General features: G+C 66.0%; 15 protein-coding genes. 4 read left to right on the top strand and 11 right to left on the bottom strand.

The window, feature by feature from the left end; translation table 11 throughout:
* The first annotated feature begins 36 nt into the window (after nucleotides 1–36).
* Both AWC08_RS01900 and AWC08_RS01895 read left to right on the top strand, forming a co-directional pair.
* On the top strand, nucleotides 37–1,560 hold the full coding sequence (locus AWC08_RS01900) for an ATP-dependent DNA ligase (protein ID WP_065136922.1): 1,524 nt from the start codon (nucleotides 37–39) through the stop codon (nucleotides 1,558–1,560).
* A gap of 48 nt (nucleotides 1,561–1,608) precedes the next feature.
* Nucleotides 1,609–3,837, top strand: a complete 2,229-nt coding sequence (locus AWC08_RS01895) for a carbon starvation CstA family protein (RefSeq protein WP_232007864.1) — start codon at nucleotides 1,609–1,611, stop codon at nucleotides 3,835–3,837.
* On the opposite strand, the gene AWC08_RS01890 is transcribed toward AWC08_RS01895, so the two are convergent.
* From AWC08_RS01890 to AWC08_RS01845, 10 genes are all read right to left on the bottom strand, one after another.
* Nucleotides 3,821–4,288, bottom strand: a complete 468-nt coding sequence (locus tag AWC08_RS01890) for a 2,4'-dihydroxyacetophenone dioxygenase family protein (RefSeq protein ID WP_065134300.1) — start codon at nucleotides 4,286–4,288, stop codon at nucleotides 3,821–3,823. The two genes, AWC08_RS01895 and AWC08_RS01890, sit on opposite strands and share 17 nt — an antisense overlap.
* A gap of 111 nt (nucleotides 4,289–4,399) precedes the next feature.
* Nucleotides 4,400–5,695 (bottom strand): PucR family transcriptional regulator, encoded by a 1,296-nt coding sequence (locus AWC08_RS01885; protein ID WP_069433730.1) that lies wholly within the window; start codon nucleotides 5,693–5,695, stop codon nucleotides 4,400–4,402.
* A gap of 62 nt (nucleotides 5,696–5,757) precedes the next feature.
* On the bottom strand, nucleotides 5,758–7,167 hold the full coding sequence (locus tag AWC08_RS01880; protein WP_065134297.1) for an MCE family protein: 1,410 nt from the start codon (nucleotides 7,165–7,167) through the stop codon (nucleotides 5,758–5,760).
* Nucleotide 7,168: 1 nt separating this feature from the next.
* Nucleotides 7,169–8,296 carry a virulence factor Mce family protein gene (locus tag AWC08_RS01875; protein WP_065134296.1) on the bottom strand — a complete coding sequence of 376 codons (1,128 nt, stop codon included), beginning with the start codon at nucleotides 8,294–8,296 and terminating at the stop codon, nucleotides 7,169–7,171.
* On the bottom strand, nucleotides 8,296–9,576 hold the full coding sequence (locus AWC08_RS01870) for a virulence factor Mce family protein (RefSeq protein ID WP_065134295.1): 1,281 nt from the start codon (nucleotides 9,574–9,576) through the stop codon (nucleotides 8,296–8,298). Before AWC08_RS01870 ends, AWC08_RS01875 begins: the two co-directional genes overlap by 1 nt.
* Nucleotides 9,573–10,862 carry an MCE family protein gene (locus tag AWC08_RS01865; RefSeq protein WP_065134294.1) on the bottom strand — a complete coding sequence of 430 codons (1,290 nt, stop codon included), beginning with the start codon at nucleotides 10,860–10,862 and terminating at the stop codon, nucleotides 9,573–9,575. Before AWC08_RS01865 ends, AWC08_RS01870 begins: the two co-directional genes overlap by 4 nt.
* Nucleotides 10,859–11,881 carry an MCE family protein gene (locus AWC08_RS01860; RefSeq protein WP_065134293.1) on the bottom strand — a complete coding sequence of 341 codons (1,023 nt, stop codon included), beginning with the start codon at nucleotides 11,879–11,881 and terminating at the stop codon, nucleotides 10,859–10,861. The genes AWC08_RS01865 and AWC08_RS01860 overlap by 4 nt, the downstream gene beginning before the upstream one ends.
* A 24-nt stretch (nucleotides 11,882–11,905) precedes the next feature.
* Nucleotides 11,906–13,327, bottom strand: a complete 1,422-nt coding sequence (locus tag AWC08_RS01855; protein WP_065134292.1) for an MCE family protein — start codon at nucleotides 13,325–13,327, stop codon at nucleotides 11,906–11,908.
* Nucleotides 13,328–13,347: 20 nt separating this feature from the next.
* A complete protein-coding gene (locus AWC08_RS01850) occupies nucleotides 13,348–14,151 on the bottom strand; it encodes an ABC transporter permease (RefSeq protein WP_065134291.1) in 804 nt (267 codons plus the stop codon).
* The gene (locus AWC08_RS01845; RefSeq protein ID WP_065134290.1) at nucleotides 14,148–14,921 is read right to left on the bottom strand and encodes an MlaE family ABC transporter permease; all 774 of its coding nucleotides are present in this window, start codon (nucleotides 14,919–14,921) and stop codon (nucleotides 14,148–14,150) included. The genes AWC08_RS01850 and AWC08_RS01845 overlap by 4 nt, the downstream gene beginning before the upstream one ends.
* Before the next feature lie 214 nt (nucleotides 14,922–15,135).
* On the opposite strand from AWC08_RS01845, the gene AWC08_RS01840 reads away from it, so the two are divergent.
* Both AWC08_RS01840 and AWC08_RS01835 read left to right on the top strand, forming a co-directional pair.
* Entirely contained in the window at nucleotides 15,136–16,665 is a 1,530-nt protein-coding gene (locus AWC08_RS01840; RefSeq protein WP_065134289.1) for an Hsp70 family protein, read from the top strand.
* The gene (locus tag AWC08_RS01835; RefSeq protein ID WP_065134288.1) at nucleotides 16,652–17,317 is read left to right on the top strand and encodes a nitroreductase family protein; all 666 of its coding nucleotides are present in this window, start codon (nucleotides 16,652–16,654) and stop codon (nucleotides 17,315–17,317) included. The genes AWC08_RS01840 and AWC08_RS01835 overlap by 14 nt, the downstream gene beginning before the upstream one ends.
* Before the next feature lie 9 nt (nucleotides 17,318–17,326).
* On the opposite strand, the gene AWC08_RS01830 is transcribed toward AWC08_RS01835, so the two are convergent.
* Nucleotides 17,327–18,025 carry an MspA family porin gene (locus tag AWC08_RS01830; protein ID WP_065134299.1) on the bottom strand — a complete coding sequence of 233 codons (699 nt, stop codon included), beginning with the start codon at nucleotides 18,023–18,025 and terminating at the stop codon, nucleotides 17,327–17,329.
* Between the last annotated feature and the right edge of the window lie 402 nt (nucleotides 18,026–18,427).

The following is an 18,427-nucleotide window of genomic DNA, read 5'->3' as shown; positions in this document are numbered from 1 at the left end:
GACGCGTTGTCACCGAGCCGTGCCAAGCTCGAAACCGTGCTCCTCCTCGACGTCGCAAGCACCTCGCTTACTGTGGGCGCCACCTCGTCGCGCCTGACCAAGGTCGCCCACATCGCCGAGCTGCTGCGCGGTGCCGCCGGCGATCCCGAGCTGGTCGCCACCGTCGTGTCGTGGCTTTCCGGCGAGCTTCGGCAACGTCAGATCGGCGTCGGCTGGGCGGCACTGCGCTCCCTGCCGCCACCCGCGCCGCATCCGGCACTGACCGTCGACCGGGTGGACGCCACCTTCACCGAGATCGGTGCCGTCGCGGGCAAGGGCTCCCAGGCGCGGCGCGCCACATTGATCACCGGACTGTTCGCCGCGGCGACCGACACCGAACAGACCTTCCTGGTCCGCCTCCTCGGCGGCGAATTGCGCCAAGGCGCCCTGATCGGGATCATGACCGACGCGGTGGCCAAAGCCGCGGGGCTCCCCGCCACCGCGGTGCAGCGGGCGGCCATGCTCGGCGGGGAGTTGCCGGCGGTGGCCGCGGCCGCCCTTTCCGGCGGATCGCTGGACGCGTTCATGCTGCAAGTCGGACGGCCGGTCGGGCCGATGTTGGCGCAGACCGCCACCGACGTCGCCGGCGCGCTCGAACGCCACGACGGCACAACGATTTTCGAAGCCAAGCTGGACGGTGCGCGGGTCCAGATCCACCGCCGCGGCGACGATGTCAGCGTCTACACCCGCAGCCTCGACGATGTCACGGCACGGCTGCCCGAGGTGGTGGAGGCGACGCTGGCCCTGCCCGTCCACGAGCTGATCGCTGACGGCGAGGCGATCGCGCTCCGCCCGGACAACCGGCCACATCGCTTCCAGGTCACGGCGTCACGATTCGGGCGATCCGTCGACGTAGCAGCGGCGCGAGACAAGCAGCCGCTTTCGGTGTTCCTCTTCGACATCCTGCACCGGGACGGCACCGACCTACTGGACGCGCCGACCACCGAACGGCTCGCGGCGCTGGACGAGCTGGTGCCGGCGCAACACCGGGTGGACCGGCTTGCCACCTCCGATGCGGCGGCCGCAGACGCCTTCCTTGCGGCGACGCTGGCCGCGGGCCACGAAGGGGTGATGGCCAAGGCGCCGGGCGCGCCCTATCAGGCGGGCCGCCGCGGCGCGGGCTGGCTGAAGGTCAAGCCGGTGCACACCCTCGACCTGGTGGTGCTGGCCGTGGAGTGGGGTTCCGGGCGCCGTCGCGGCAAACTGTCGAACATCCATCTGGGCGCAAGGGATCCGGAGTCCGGCCAATTCGTCATGGTGGGCAAGACCTTCAAGGGGATGACCGACGCCATGCTGGACTGGCAGACCCAGCGGTTCACCGAGCTGGCGACCGAGGGGACGGACGGGTACGTCGTGCCGGTCCGTCCCGAGCAGGTGGTCGAGATCGCACTGGACGGTGTGCAGGGCTCGAGCCGCTACCCGGGCGGGGTGGCCCTGCGATTCGCGAGGGTGGTGCGCTACCGCGACGACAAGAGCCCCGCCGAGGCCGACACCATCGACGCGGTGCGCGCCATGTACTGATCCCGCGCCCGCGGGCGATTCCCGCAGCACCCGCGTAGGGTGTGCGCCGTGGCCGACAGCGACATCAGCTACATCCGCACCGAGCCTGACCTGCCACCCGTCGCCATCGTCGACCGCTCCCCGATCACGATCACGCACAAGATCTTCTTCGCTGTGATCGCGGCGATCGGCGCCGTGGCCTGGGTCCTCATCGCATTCGTCCGCGGCGAGACGGTGAACGCGATGTGGCTGGTGGTCGCCGCGATCTGCACCTACGTCATCGCGTTCCGGTTCTACGCCCGGTTGATCGAAGCCAGAATCGTCCGGCCGCGCGATGATCTGGCGACACCGGCGGAAATCCTCGACGACGGCACCGACTATGTGCCGACCGATCGACGAGTGGTGTTCGGCCACCACTTCGCCGCCATCGCCGGAGCGGGCCCGCTGGTGGGGCCGGTGCTGGCCACGCAGATGGGCTACCTGCCGGGCGCGATCTGGATTGTGATCGGAGCGGTGCTTGCGGGCGGCGTGCAGGACTATCTGGTGCTGTGGATCTCCACCCGCCGGCGCGGCCGATCGCTGGGTCAGATGGTGCGCGACGAACTCGGCGCGGCTGCCGGTGCGGTCGCACTGATCGGGATTCCGGTCATCATCACGATCGTGATCGCGGTGCTCGCGCTGGTGGTGGTCCGTGCCCTCGCGAAGAGCCCCTGGGGTGTGTTCTCGATCGCCATGACCATCCCTATCGCCTTGTTCATGGGCTTCTACCTGCGGTTCCTGCGGCCGGGGCGGGTGTCGGAGGTGTCGGGGATCGGCTGCGCACTGCTGCTGCTGGCCGTGGTGTCCGGCAGCTGGGTCGCTGATACTCGTTGGGGCGCAACGTGGTTCAACCTCTCACCGGTCACGTTGACCTGGCTGCTGATCGGCTACGGCTTCGCGGCCTCGGTATTGCCGGTGTGGCTCCTGCTCGCGCCGCGCGACTATCTGTCGACGTTCATGAAAGTGGGCACCATCACGCTGCTGGCGGTCGGGGTCTGCGTGGTGCGACCGGTCATCGTGGCGCCGGCCGTGTCCCATTTCGCCGGCCGCGGCGACGGGCCGGTGTTCGCCGGCTCGCTGTTCCCCTTCCTCTTCATCACCATCGCCTGCGGCGCCCTGTCCGGCTTCCACGCCCTGATCTCGTCCGGCACGACGCCGAAGATGCTGGAGAAGGAAGGCCAGATGCGCCTGATCGGTTACGGCGGGATGCTCACCGAGTCGTTCGTCGCGGTCATGGCGCTGATCACCGCCACAATCCTCGACCAGCACCTGTACTTCACCCTGAACGCTCCGGGCGCTCAGACCGGCGAAAAGGCCTCAACAGCAGCACAATACGTCAACGGCCTCGGACTGTCGGGTAGACCGGCTACCGCCGAGCAGATCCAACAGGCCGCAGACAGCGTCGGCGAGCAGAGCATCGTCTCGCGTACCGGCGGCGCGCCCACCCTGGCGTTCGGAATGGCGGAGATGCTGCACCGGCTGCTCGGCGGTAGCGGCCTCAAGGCGTTCTGGTATCACTTCGCGATCATGTTCGAGGCGCTGTTCATACTGACCACCGTCGACGCCGGCACGCGGGCCGCCCGTTTCATGGTGTCCGACGCCCTGGGCAACCTGGGCGGACCGCTGCGCCGGTTCCGCAATCCCAGTTGGCGACCGGGCGCCGTGTTGTGCAGCCTGGTGGTGGTCGCGGCCTGGGGCAGCATGCTGCTACTGGGGGTGACCGACCCGTTGGGCGGTATCAACTCGCTGTTCCCGCTGTTCGGCATCGCCAATCAGCTGCTGGCCGCCATCTCGCTGACCATCATCACCGTCATCGTGATCAAACGGGGCCACCTGAAATGGGCGTGGATTCCGGGTGTTCCGCTGCTGTGGGACCTGGCCGTCACGCTGACAGCCTCGTGGCAGAAGATCTTCTCCGGAGACCCCAAAGTCGGTTACTTCACGCAATACTTCCAGTATGCGGCGGCCAGGAAGGGCGGCAAGATATCCTTCGGATCGGCGGCCGACCCCGCGCAACTCGACGACGTGATCCGGAACTCACTCGTACAAGGGACCCTGTCCATCGTTTTCGCGTTGGTGGTCGTGGTGGTGTTCATTTCGGCAATTGTGGTGTCGTATAAGGCGATTCGGGGCACCGGGAGGCCACTGAGCGAAGACGATCAAGTGGCCTCCCGGCGATTCGCCCCGTCCGGACTGATTCCCACCGCAGCCGAACGAGACGTGCAGCGCCAGTGGGACGCGGCTACGCGGTCCAACTAGTGAGATCTCGTGGAGGTATGCCGTTTTCGGCGCAGTAGGTGTGGTATCGCTGAAGCGATGTCTTGTGGTTTTCCTGCCACAGGATCCGGTTGTCCTCGTCGAGGAAGAGCAACTCGCCGACCAGGAAGAAGAAGACCTCGGTGTCCTCGAAGCTCTCGGGGCTATGCGACGAGCCCGCGACCTCGTAGAGAGTGTCTCCGGCACGCGCGACCCAGTCGCTCTCCTTATACCGCCATGCTCCGCTAACCGTGTGCGCCACAACGATTCCGGTGTGATAGTGGGCTCCCATTTCCACCCCGGCCGGGATTCTCATCGAGACGATGATCTCTGCGCGCACCGGGTCGATCTTCCAGTACTTCAAGAAGACCTGGTCGCTCAGTGGTGTGAACGGTACCCACGGGTTGTCGGAGCCCTTCATGTAGTTGACATCGAGCTCTTGCAGCGTTTGCATGATCTCCTCCAAATATCCAGACCGCTTTCGGCTGAGTCGGGACACTAGGAGCATCCGCCCGGCCCGTCTCGGGCTGCGACAACAGAAATGGGTGATCGGCTTGTGCCGCCGTCACAGTTGCGCAGTGCGACGATCAATCAGACCGGGCAATGCCGGCAGCAACGCCAGCGCCACCGACAGCTCGACGGTGTTGGCGTCGATCGGGCGACCCAGTAGCCCTTCGGCCTGGTTGATCCGATAACTGATGGTGTTGGGATGCACGGAGAGCCGGTGCGCGGCCTTGGCCGGGCTGCGGTTCTCTTCAAGATAAACGGCCAGTGTGCCGGCTATCCGATAAGTCGTCTCGTCGTCGGCGGCCAGTGGGCCCAGGACGCGTCTGACGAACGCGACGGCATGCTCGGCGTCCGCACAACCGAGCGCGGCGACGGCGACATCGCGGTAGCACGTCACCAGCCCCGCTCTATCCCCCAGCAGCGAGGCGACCCGCCGGGCGTGCGAGGCCTCGACGTGGCTGCGCCGGAAGCCGATAATCCCCCATCCCGGCTCACCGATCGCAATCCTGACGCCGCCGGGCAACAGCGTACCGGCCTCGTCCTGAACCACTTTCAGGTCTTCGACGGCGTAGGCGCGCGGCCTAGTGATCCATGCAGCGATGGCCATCGAGCGCGCCGGATGGACCAGAGTGCTCTGCGCTGATACGGCACGCGCGAGTTGTGACAAGGCCTCGGCGAGTAGCGACTGCTCACCACCGACGTCGTGCGCCGGGTTCAGCCAAGTCTGCACCCCTACGTGGTGACGGTTGATGTCATAACGCAGCCGCGTCGACGCCCGCTGTGGATCGTGCTCGCGTCCAGCCAGGATGTCATCGACCGCCGAAGCACGCGCGGCCGCCGCACCGCCCAGCCACGCCTCCCTCTCGATGGCGTACGCATGTTCGCCCTGAGCGAGAAAGTCGTCGATGTACGCGAACAGCCAGTTCGTCACCAGTTCGAGCGCCTTACCGTGGTCTTCCGGCTGACCGGCCTCGGTGATCTGGTCGAAAAGCCACTGCCACAGTTGCCGCTGAGCCAGACGTACCGAGCGAATGAGCTCGTTGAGCGAAATGTTGCGTTGCACGCTGGAGCGGGCGAAAGCCGCCGTAGCCGGAGCGAGTTCAGCTCTACACGGATCCAGCCCGATGTCAATGCACTGAGCCACCTGGTGCAGCGCTGCTTCGGTGCTGGCCATCTGCTCGGCAACGGCCGACGCGTCGGGAACTACTTCCGGCGCCTCGGCCTGGTACAGCTGCACAATCAGTTCCGCCACTTTGCCTGCACCCACGCGTAATTCGGCAGCGACGGGCCGCAAGACCTGCTGCCACACCTGGTTTGCGGCCGGCTCCCGCAGTGGCCGCCATTGAGGCTCCATGAGGCCAGAATCTAATCCCGTTGTGCCGCGGCCACAATGCTCGGCCGATGCGGCGGGCGCGGTCAACTCCCGGGCGGCAGCAGCATCGACTGCCAGGAGCGCTCCCCGCCGGCCGGCGCCAGGTCGGACCGGGTGTAAACACGCCCATCCGGGCCGACGTAGCTGCCGGTGGCAGGGTCGTACTCGGCGGCCGGCACCGGAGTCGGCGGCAATTGCGGGACGGGCTGGCCCGACAGCGTCGCGTTCGGGTCACCTTTCCAGTTGTAGCCGTCGTTGAGCGGGACGTAGTGCTCGTCACTTTCACACATCGCGACCGTGGGAGCGCGTTTGCCGGGCTGGCCGACGCATGGTGTATTGCGCACGCCGCGAACGTTATTCGGCGAGTCCTGCGGCACCCGGCAGTACAGGTCGCCCGGCGGCCGGTCCGGGTGGTCCTCCCAGGATGGCACCCGCTGCTGCTGTGCCGGCAGGTAACCGGTGGTGCACGGCGGCGGCAGGTTGAGTCTCAGATTGAAGCTGAGGAACACTCCGCGGTAGGCCTGTTTGGTATTGCGGTTGGGCACACCGATGGCCTGGATCGTCGCCACCGCCTGGGGAAGCAGCACCAGCAGCTGCTCGATACCGGCGTGATAGGTCAGCGCGACCTGGCCGACGCCGATCAGGTTGGACAGCAGGATCGGCAGCGTCGGGCTCAGCCGGTCCAGCAGTTGGCGCACCTGCGCGGCTGCCGGGCCGGCGTCGCGCAACACGTCTCGCAGCGCGCCGTCGTTGCGCTGTAACCCCGAGCTGATATCGGCCAGGTGGGCGGCCCACTGTGTCACCGCGTCCGGCGAAGCCGACTGGCTGTCCAGCACCGGCTTGGATTGATCGATGAGGGTCAGTAGCGGGCCGAGATTCTTACGAGCGTCGCTGGACAACGTGCTGGTACCGGTCACCAGTCGGGACAGCTCCGGGCCCAGCCCGCCCACCGCCGTGAACGACTCGTCCACAACGGTTTTCAGGTTCTCGCGCGGGATCGCTTCCATGCCGCGATTTACCGAGTCCAGTAGCGTGTCGAGATCCGGCGGCACGGACACGCGGTCGCGGGTGATCACATCTCCGTTGCGCAGCGGTCGCGAATCCCGGCGCGGCAGCAGCGCCACGTACTGCTCGCCCACCGCCGATTGGCTGTGCACCTGAGCATCGAGGTCCGACGGGATGTCGATCCCCGACTTCAGCGACAACACGGCTGCGACGCCGGTTTCGGTAAGACGCACGCTGTCGACCCGGCCGACTTCGGTGCCGCGATAGGTGACGTTCCCGCTGACGTAGAGACCGGCGGCCTGGGGCAGCTGCACGGTGACCTCATAGCGACCCACCCCGAGCATGGCCGGTAACTGCATGTAGCCCAACGCCATCACCGTGCCGCCGATCACCGCGACGACCGTGAAGATTGCCAGTTGGATCAGGATTCGCCTGGTCAGCGGTGGCATGTCAGCGCCCCTGATCCCAATGATAAGGCGCCACAAGGGGATTACCGGCCGTCGCCGGACTCGGCAGCTGCCCGATGGTGCGGCCCCATTGCAACTCGAGCTCGGTCAGATTGCCCTCGAACCGGGTGCCGGTCAGGAATGAGGCGTCGAGCCGACTCAGAGTCAGGTCGATGATCGCGGTCAGGTTGGCGTAATCGCCGCGGGCCCACTTGCTGATGGTGTCTTTCGGGAAGGGATAGGTGGGCAGCAGACCCAGCGAGCGGGTCAGGGCCGGGCCGGCGTTGGCCAGCGATTCCAGCACCGGCCCCAGGTCTTTGAGCTCCTTCACCAGATTTTCTTTGGTCTGATTGGCGGAGTCGGCGGCCAGGGCGCTGAACTTGCCGATCTGATCGAGGGCCTCGACCAGTTGTTGTCGCTCCTGTTTGAGGATGGCCAGCGCGTTCGGGACAGTCTGCAGCGCCCGGTCGAGCACGGGCCGCTGATCGGCCAGCTGGCCGACCAGGTTGTTCAGACTGTCCGTCGCGGCGAGGATATCGCCGGTCTGGTCTGCCACGGAGCCGGTGAACCGGTCCAGCTGCTCGATCAGGCTGCGTACATCGTCGGCGCGACCGGCCAGCGCGGTACTCAACGACTCAGTGATGTCCTGAATCTGGCCGATGCCGCCCCCGTTGAGCAGCAACGAGATTGCGGCCAGGGTCTGTTCCGTGGACGGGTAGCTGCCCGCCGACGCCAGCGGGATCAGTGATCCCTCGGTGAGCTTGCCTTGCGGGGCAACATCGGTTGGCGCGGCCAGTTCGATGTGCAGCGAACCGAGCAGGCTGGTCTGTCCGATCGTCGCGGTGGCGTTGGCCGGCAGATCGACATCGCCATTGAGCCTGATGGTGAGCAAAGCGTGCCATGCCTGTCGTTCGATCTTGGTGACGTTGCCTACCGTCACATCGCCCACCTGAACCCGGGAGTTCTGCTCGAGCGTCCCCACGTCAGGCAGTTGGGCGTGAATTGTGAACGAGCCAGGTCCGTTTCCGACACTTCCCGGCAGCGGCAGCGAATTCAGGCCCCGCCAGCCACAGCCGCCGAGACTCAGCATGGCTAACCCCAGCAACAGAGCTGCCGTCCCACGGCGAATCATCAGTTACCCCCTTCCGGCAGCAGCAATCCCGGCAGTCCGTCGGCGGGGTTGGTAGCGTGAATTTCGGCCGGCAACGGAAGCAGGCCCAGGCCCGCCGTCGGCTGTGGCGGCACGTAGTCCGGGCGCAGCCAGTCTTCGCTGTAGGTCACCTCGTTGGGCCGCGCCACGGCGCCGACCACCGTGTTCTCGCCCAGCGGCGGGAAATTGTATTGACGGTTCTTGATGATCGGGGCCAGGTACTGCACGCACAGCTTCGCCGACTGTTGATACCCCAGCCGCGACGCGGCCTGAATCGCACCACACAGAAAGGCGATGGGGTTGGCGAAGTTGTTGAAGGCCGGCGCGCCGCTTAACGTGCCCTGCGCGGGCTGGTAGATGTTCATGAAGTTCTGCAGCTCGGTCGGGGCGATGTGCAGCGCCTGCTTGATGTCACCGAGACTGGCGTTGAGCACCTGGGACACCGACGCCAGCTTGTCCGCGGTGCTGCCCAACGTCTCGCGGTTCTCGGCCACGAAACCGGTGACGTCGCGGGCCACATCGGCAAGGGCCGCAACGGCTTTGCCGACTTCGTCCGGGTCGTCGGCCAGCAGTCCGGTCACCGAGGCGAGGTTCTGGTTGAGCTGTGTCATCAGGTCAGCGCTGCTGTGTAGCGCCGAAACCAGGATCGACAGGTTGCGCACCGTGCTGAAGAGATCATTGCTGTGGTCTGCGATCGCCGAAACCGCCTGGGAGAGTTTGATCAGAGTGTCCCGAATGGTCGCGCCCTGACCCCGCAGATTGTCGGCGGCGGTATTGATTACCGCTCCCAGCGCGCTGACATTGCCGGGCCGGGTCGGCTGCAGCATCTGGGTGAGCCTTTCCAGATCCGAACGCAGGTCGTCCCACTCCACCGGGACGGCGGTGCGCTCCAGCGGAATCACCGCGTGATCACGCAGCTGCGGCCCGCCGGTGTAGGCCGGTGTCAGCTGGATGGCCCGCGACGTGACGAGTGATGGCGACAGGATCACCGCTTTGGCGTCCGCGGGCACCGGGTACTTCGAGTCAAAGAAGAAGGTGATCTTGACCCGTTGCGGCTGCGGCTCGATGGTGTCGATCTTGCCGACGGCCACCCCCAGGATGCGTACCTCGTCACCGGCGAAGATGCCGTTGCTGTTCTGGAAGTAGGCGACGACCGTCGTCTTGCCGGAGCCACCCGGCCCATTCCAGATCGTCACGACTCCGGCCAACAGAGTGAGCACCAGCACGGCGCCCAGGCCGAGGCGAATCACAGTGCGGTTCATCGTTGTTCCCCCGGTGCCGGCACGAAGACCGGCGGGTGCGTCGGTACCGGCGGCGGGGCCGTCTGCCCGGGCGCCAGGGCCGGTGGCCCCGGTGGCGGTCCGCCCAGCGGCGGCGCCGGCGGCGGTTCCCGGTAGGGGTAGCGGGGGTCCCCGGGGTTGCCGGTGATCGCGTCCGGGAGGGTCAACCTCGGCTCGCCACCCTGGCCCGTGCGTGGGAATGGGATCGGCAGGGCCGGGGTACCGGGTTGGCCCACCTCCGGATCGGTGAGTTGTGAGGGCAGCAACACATTGGGATCCAGACCCAGGTCGGAGAACGCCGCGTCGACGAACGGCTGAATGAACTGGCCGGGGATGAGGTTCGCGATGTAGAAGTTGAACCATGGGCCGGTGGACATGGACTCGCCCAGGGATAGCGCGTAGTCGTCGAACTTCTTGATGGCCAGTGCAATCCGCTCTTTGCGGTTGTCGACGATCGCCAGCGCCGCATTGAGTCTGTCCAGAGTCGGCTTGAGGGTCTGCCGGTTGTCGGCGATGAAGCCGGTGAGTTGACGGCTCGCAGCTTCGATGTTGCCCGATATCTGATCCAGTGCCTGGCTCTGACTGCGCAGCTGGGCAAGCACCGCGTTGCTGTCGGCGACCAGGCGCACGATCCGGTCGCTGCGCTCGGAGAGCACGGTCGTTGCTTTGTTGGCATCAGACAACAGCTTTCGCAGTTGCGCGTCGCGGTCGGCCAGCACCGCGGAGAACCGGGCCACCCCGTTCAGCGCCATCTTGAGGTCCGGTGCCGTGTCGGCGAAGGTGTCGGCCAGCACGCCCAGTGATTCGGACAGCCGGTTGGTGTCCAGCCCGCTGATGGTGGCCGCGAGATCCCCGAGCGCGTCGGGAAGTTGGTAGGGCGACGTCGTGCGCTCGAGTGGAATCGGCCCGCGCAGCCTGCCGTCGCCGCGGGGTGAGATCTCCAGAATCTTGGCGCCCAGCAGGCTTTTGGTCTTGATGGACGCCTCGGTGCGGTCGCCGAGCCGGATAATCTTGTCGACCTCGAAGGTGACCAGAACCCGGGGCCCGTCCAGGGCGATGCCGTCGACCTTGCCGGCCTTGTAGCCGGACACCTGCACCGCGGTGCCGATCAACAGCCCACCGGCTTCGGCGAAATAGGCCGAGTACTCTTTGCCGGACTTGAAGAACGGCAGCTTGCTGTAGGTGAGCGCGGCTACCACCGCCGCGCTGATGACCACCACACCGACGGCGCCGACGACCAGCGGATTGCGTTCGGAGAAGTACTTCATTTCGGCGTGCACCTCCCCGACGGCTGACCGACCACCTTGACGTAGACCGGTTGTCCCCCTTTGCCGTTCACCTTCAATATCAGGTCGCACAAGTAGAAGCTGAAGAAGTCGCCGTGCAGGCCCTGGCGGTTGAGCATCTGGTAGGCGTCGGGCAGGGTGTTCAGCAGATCGTCGAAGTAGTCGTGGTCGGCCAGGACCAGACCCGCTATCCGGTCCGATTCGTGCAGCGTCTTGCCGAGCGGCAGCCGTCCGCGGGCCAGTAGATCCGCGAGGGAACCGGCGGCGGCGTTGCTGTAGGCCAGCGAAGTGCTGATGTCGCGCTTGCGGTCAGCCAGCGTGGCCAGCAATTGCGACAACGAGTCGACGGCCCTGGCGAATTGGGTGCTCTGGTCGCCGAGCGAACCGAGCACGGTGTTCAAGTTGACGATGACCTCACCGATCAACTGTCCCCGGTCGGCGAGGGTGTTGGTCAGCGCCGCAGTGCGCACCAGGACCGAGTTGATGGTGGCCCCCTGACCTTGGAAAGCCTTGATCAGCTCGCTGGACAACACATTGACCTGGTTGGGATCCAGCGCGTGGAACAGCGGCCGGAACCCGCCGATCAGTGTGTCGAGGTCCAGCGCGGGGGCGGTGCGGGCCAGCGGAATCGTGCCCCCCGGTTCGAGTCGCCTGGTACCGCCCGGCCCTTCTTCGAGCGAGAGATAGCGGCCACCGATCAGGTTCTGGTACCGAATGACCGCTCGGGTGCCCTCGGTCAGTACCACGGAATCGTCGGTGCCGAAGTCGACGAGTGCGGTGCCGTCGTCTTGGACCACGATCTTCTTGACCTGCCCGACCTCTACACCCGCGATGCGAACGAAGTTGTCCACTTCCAGCCCCGAGACGTTACTGAACTGTGCCCGGTACTGCTTCTCTTTCCCGAACCTCAGGTCGGCGAAGATCGCCAGCATGGCGACCAGGCCGAGCACACACACGGCCATGAACGCGGTGAGCCGCCAGATCGCGCCTGGCACAGTCATTCTCACGTGGGCTGCTCCTGTGTTTTAGTGGCCGCTCGGGGTGGGTTGCACCTGGGCCGGTTCCGGTACCACGAACGGCTCGGATCCCGGCGCCGGAGGTCCGGGTTCACGCGGTGCACCGGGCGCGGGCGCCGGTGGCAATCCGGGGTAGAGCGGGGTTCCGTCCGGTGCGTATTGCGCAGCCCCATAGGGCGGCGCACCGGGATACGGGATGGGCCCGGGCGCCGGACCGCCCGGATACCGGATGCTGGGCGGCTCTGGCACCCCGCGGGTGATCGGCAGGTAATCGGCGTAGGCCGGGAAGGCAATGCCCGGGTTGGGCCGGATGTCCAGACCCGTCCCCCATCCCGTGTCCGTGATCAGTTGGCGCAGCGGCCAATTCGCCGCGACGTCGGGCAGGGATCCACAGCCCGGCTTGCCGCCCGGTCCGCCCTTGGCCCCGACGACCGGAAGGTTCTGCGGATAACGGTATTGATCAGCGCCGAACAGCGGAGTGCTGTCGATCACCAGTGAATACCCGTTGGCCCCTCCGGTTGCCTCCAGGTAACCGGTGTCCAGTGCCAGCTTGGCGCCGACCAGCATGCAGGTCAGGCCGGGGTTGTACTTCATCAACAGGTTGGTGGTGGGCTCCAACAGGTTCACGGCCTGAATCAGGTTGTCCCTGTTTGCTCCCAGAACGCCGATACCGCTGCGCGACAACCCGATGACATCGGCCAACAACGCATCCAACTGGGGCCCGTCGGACAGCGTCGCCCCGGTGACACCGGCCCCGTTCAGCGCCTGCAGAATGTCTTGTGCGGCAGCACTGTAGGTGTCGGCCATCCTCCCGGCCGCCCGGGTATCGGCACGGATCGTCTCCGCCCGCGGATTGACCGCCAGCAGCACCTGGTTGGCATCGGTGATGCCCTGTCCGATGGCGGCACCGTGCCCGCGCAGCGCCTCGGCCAGCGCCGACAGCACACCGTTCAACTTGGCCGGGTCGATCTGGCTGAGGACCTTGACCAGGTTGGCGAACATCGTGTTGACCTCGGTGCCGACACTGTCGACTCTGATCGAAGCACCGGCGGCCAGGCGCCGGGCACTGGGGTCACTGGGGTAGACCAGGTCGACGTATTTGGCGCTGAACAGGGTGGTCGCCCGGATGCGGGCCCGCACGTTGGCCGGGATGTATCTGATCTCTCCCGGGTAGATGTCCAGCCTGATAAGCACGTCTTCCTTGCCGGTGTCGATGGCGCCGACCCGGCCCACCTGCACCCCGCGCATCTTGACCTTGCCGCCGCGATCCATCACCAGCCCGGCCCGGTCCGAGATCAGTGTCACCGTGACATAGGACTTGAACGATCCGCTGAACAGCGCCGAGGTCGCCACGACCACCCCGACGGTCGATACCAGCAGGATCAGGGTCCACCACCCGGGATGCATTCCCCCTGGACGTGATTCCTGCATGCCAGCCCCGATCTACCCGGCTAGCCCGACAGGTTGAAGTGTCCGGACTGGCCGTGGACGGCCAGCGAGATCGCAAGTACCACAAGGGTCAACACAATCAACGAGGTGCGCACCGAGTGGCCGACCGCCTCGCCCACTCCGGCGGGTCCACCGCGGGCGGTATAGCCGTAGTAGGTGTGCACCAACATGATTGCGATCGCCGCGACGATCACCGTGACGAAGGACCAGAGCAGGTCGATCGAATTGAGGAAGGTGTGGAAGTAGTGGTCGTAGACACCGGTGGACTGTCCGTAGAGTCTGGTGGTTCCGAACCGGGCGGCCTGGAAGGCGCACACCACGGCCACGCAGTACAGCGGGATCACCACAGCGACCCCGGCCACCACCCGGGTGGAGACCAGGTAGGCCACCGAGCGCACCGCCATGACCTCGAGTGCGTCGATTTCGTCGGCGATGCTCATCGCCCCCAGTTGGGCGGTCGCCCCAGCCCCGATGGTGGCGGCCAGACCCACGCCGGCCACCGCCGGCGCGATGATCCGCACGTTCACGTAGGCGGAGATGAAGCCGGTCATCGCCTCGACACCGATGCCCGACAACTGGTTGTAGCCCTGCACGGCGATCACCGCTCCGGTCGACAAGGTGAGGAAGCCGACGATGACCACCGTTCCGCCGATCACCGCCAGCGCACCGGTGCCCAGGCTCATCTGGGCGACGAGCCGCACGATTTCCTTGCCGTAACGCCGGAACGCCGTGCGCATTTCGGCGAATGTCCTGACATAGAATGCCACTTGGGCGCCGGCGTGATTCCAGCTCGCCACCAGGTTCATTGCGGCCCCGTATAGAAAACGGCCGTGGCGACGATGTTGATCAGAAACAGCGCGATGAACGAGTAGACGACCGTTTCGTTGACGGCGTTGCCCACACCTTGCGGCCCCTTGCTCACGGAAATGCCCTTGTAGCAGGCGATCAGGGCCGCCGCCATCCCGAACAACGCTCCCTTGACCAGCCCGAGGATCAGATCGGGCAGATGGGTGATCAGCGTCAGGCCCGCGGCGAACGCCCCGGGGGTGACGTGCTGCACGAAGACCGAGAAAACGAAGGAACCGGCCAGACCCACCAGGGTCACCAACGACACCAGGGACACCGCCACCACGGTGGCGGCCAGCACGCGTGGCGCCACCAGGCGACGAACAGGGTCCACACCCATCACCCGCAGCGCGCTGAGTTCATCGTGGATCGCGCGGGAACCCAGGTCGGCGCACATCGCGGTCGCTCCCGTGCCGGCGACGACGAGAACCGTCACCACCGGGCCGATCTGGGTGACCGAGGCGGTCGCGGCGCCCGTGCCGGAGAAGTCGGCGGCACCGAATTCCACCAAGAGGATGTTGAGGGTGAACACCACCAGCACCGTGAACGGAATGGTCAACAGCAGTGTCGGGATCAGCGAGACTCGCGCCACGAACCAGCTCTGCAGCAGGAATTCGCGCCACGGAAAAGGCCACTTGAACATCGCCACGAACGTGTCCAATGACATCGCGACGAATTCTCCGACGGCCCGCAGCGGCTTGGTGACCCTCTCCACCTCAACTGAAACCATCGGCGACTTCCTCTACTGTGCGCGATGTCGGCCGGTTCAGCTTGCGCAATGTCCCCGCCGCGCCACTAGGGTCTTAGGTCGCCAACTTACGGTCCCGAAAACACTTGCTATCGCCTGGCCAGGGACATTTCCGCACCGCGCGGCAAGCTTGGACACGGCGCGCAGGTGACGGGATGGTGCCCAACTACCTTGCCGAGCACTAGGATTGTGCGGAATGAGAGTCGGTATCGACTTCGGCACCACCCACACCGTCGCTGCGATCGTCGACCGTGGCAACTACCCCGTCGTCGCCTACGACGGTGTCGACGCGTGGCCGTCGCTGATAGCGGCTGACCCCGGCGGCGAGCTGCGCTTCGGACTGGACGCCGCCGCCGTTCGCCACGAACCTGGCTGGGACGTGCTCAGATCGTTCAAGCGTCTGCTCAACGACGCCGGCCCGCAGACCACGGTCGTACTGGCCGGGCGTGAGTACCGGTTGGCCGACCTGCTCACCGGGTTCCTGGCTCAACTGAAGGACGACTTGGTTCAGCGCTCGAATGCCGGCGCCGCCAGGGGCGAGGCCGTCCAGGCCGCGATCAGCGTGCCCGCCAATTCGTCGAGCGCACAACGCTTTATGACACTGGACGCCTTCGCCGCGGCAGGTTTCGAGGTCGTCGCGCTGTTGAACGAGCCGTCCGCCGCGGGACTGGAATACGCCCACCGGTACCGCTCCACGATCACCGCCAAACGTGAGTACGTCCTGATCTACGACCTGGGCGGCGGGACCTTCGACGCTTCGCTGCTGAAGATGGCCGGGCACGTCAACGAAGTCGTCGTCAGCGAGGGAATCCAACGCCTCGGCGGCGACGACTTCGACGAAGCGATCGCACAGTTGGTCCTCTCCGACTCGCAGCTGCCGGCGCGCCACGGCGCCCCCTATGAGCTCCTCGTCGAGGAATGCGCCACCCGCAAAGAGGCGGTGGGCCCGCAGACCCGGCGTTTCCTGGTCGACCTCAGCGTGGTCGACGGCGTCGACCGGCCCCCGTTCTCGTGTCCGATCGACGACGTTTACGCGGCATGTGCGCCGCTCGTCGACAAGACCACAGAGCTGCTGTCCCGTGTCCTGCACGATCCGGTCGGTGACGGCAGGGACGTCCCCTGGTCGGAGGTGGCGGGCATCTATGTGGTTGGCGGTGCCGGCAGCTTTCCCATCGTCTCGCGCATGTTGCGCGCGAGCTTCGGCGACAAGCGGGTCAAGCGCTCTCCGCACCCGTTCGCCGCGACCGCCATCGGACTTGCCGTCTTCTTAGATACCGAGTCGGGTTTCGTTCTCTCCGAACGATTTTCACGGCACTTCGGAGTGTTCCGGGAGGCTCACGCCGGCGCCGACGTCGTCTTCGACCCGATCGTGCCCAAAGACGCCGCCCTGCCCGCCGACGGCCGCACCCCGCTGGTCGTCAGCCGAAAGTACCAGGCGGCGCACAACATCGGGCATTTCCGGTTCGTGGAATGCAGCCGCGTGGTCAACGGGCGGCCCGACGGCGACGTCACGCCCTACGATCCGGTGCTGTTCCCATTCGACCCGGCCCTGAGTGACCGCGACGATCTGGGGCGCCAGCCGGTGGGCCGGTGGCAGGACGGACCTGACGTCGAAGAGATCTACACCGTGGCACCCACGGGCGCGGTGGAAGTCACCCTGACCACCCGGCCGACCGGCATCCAACGCACCTTCCGGCTGGAACGGCGGGGACATGGAGCTTTATGAAGCCCTCCGAAGCACTTTCGCCGCAAGGGAATTCACCGACGACCCGGTGCCCGACGACGTGTTGTACCGCATCCTCGACAACGCCAGATTCGCTCCCAGCGGCGGCAACCGACAGGGCGCGCACATCACCGTGGTGGGTGCGGCCGGCACTCGCCGTCGGCTCGCAGAGCTCGGCGCGCCGGCCGCCCGCCGCTATTTCGCCCAGCTGACGGTCGGCGAAAACCCATGGAATCCCGTGCTTCCCAGCGCGGTACCGCAACACGTCATCGACGAGACTGAAGTTCCCCAGACGTTCATCGCGCCGATGATCAACGCCCCGGTCGTGCTGGTCGTCTCGGTGGACCTCAACGTGGTGGCCGCCCTGGATCAGGGCTTGGACCGCGTCGGTCTCACCGGCGGCGCGTCGGTGTATCCACTGGTATGGAGCATCCTGCTGGCCGCTCGCAACGAGGGATACGGCGGAACCATCACGACCATGGCGATCCCGCAAGAAGACGAGATCCGGCGGCTGCTGGGGATTCCCGACACGCACGCGATCGCCGCGATCGTCCCACTGGGCAAGCCTCCGCGCCAGCTGACCAGGCTGAGCCGCCGCCCGGTCGCCGAGTTCGTCACCCGCGAACGCTTCGACGGCACGGCCTTCGACGGCTGACCCGACCGCTCAGACCGCCTTGGTGCTGCCGACGTAGGACAGCACGACGTCGGACTCGTCGGTGATACGGGTCAGGGTCGAATATGAGCGGATGAAGGACTGGCCGACGCAGCCGTCAATCTTGATATGGAAGGCGCTGATCATGATCCACGGATTTGCCCCCGTGAACTGTTTCCTGACCACCGGCACCACGACGACCAATCCGGGCTTGAGGCCCACGCTGACCACGTTGTTGTACTGCCCGGTGATCAGTGGTATCAGGGTCGGAGGTTGCCCGGGCGCTAGCGGTAGCTCCGCGCCGAGAGAGGGCGCGACACCGCCACCATTGGCCTGAACCACGCCGTTGGAGGTACTCATGTCGATTCCGCAGCCGATCTCGTAACCCACCTCGAGTACGCCGTGGGGCGTCTCGGGACCGTTCAGCGAAGCAACGAACACACCGCTGGACAGGTATTCACGGGACGACAACGCGGTGATCAAAGGAGCCACGGGAACATGACTCTCGTCCTTGCCGCCAAGGGCCAGCACCCAACCGTCAGGGGTAGTCAACCGCACCGGCGCTCCGGGGGGAACCGCCCCATCAGCCGATGGCACGGTGCCGGCGACGGGTTGGGCCTCGGGCTCCGCATTCGCCGACGGCGCAGTAGCTGACACGGCAAGGGAAACGACGATCACTGCAGCTCGACGTACGACTGCGGCAATCGGCATCACGGCCTTCACGGTATGCACAACTTCACTCGTCCACAGCTATTGCTGATCGAGCAACGCACAGTTGTTGTGTTTCCGTAGCTCGTTCGCGATCAGGACCCGAGCACGGTGGCAAACCGGACTGTTTAGGCTCTCATATGCGAGTAGGGTCGACGTTAGGCAGAAGTTAGAGAGGGCAAACAATGACCCTTCGCAGGTTTGTTCCGAGACTTGTCGCCGGCGTCATTGGAGCCGCTGTTCTCGTAGGCGGCACTGGCGTTGCCGGAGCAGACCCCGATGATGCGACGCCGGTGATAATCGACGAATTGCAAATTGTGGTCCCGCCACTGGCACAAGACCCCCGTCTGCTGAATCCGGCCGAGAAACACGGAGCAAACGAGTGGGGCGGTACGGGCATGTACT

The organism is Mycobacterium gordonae (genome assembly GCF_002101675.1).
In the GTDB taxonomy this organism is placed as follows: domain Bacteria; phylum Actinomycetota; class Actinomycetes; order Mycobacteriales; family Mycobacteriaceae; genus Mycobacterium; species Mycobacterium gordonae.
Note: the sequence above shows the minus strand (reverse complement) of the source record. Positions and strands in the feature narration are given on the sequence as shown.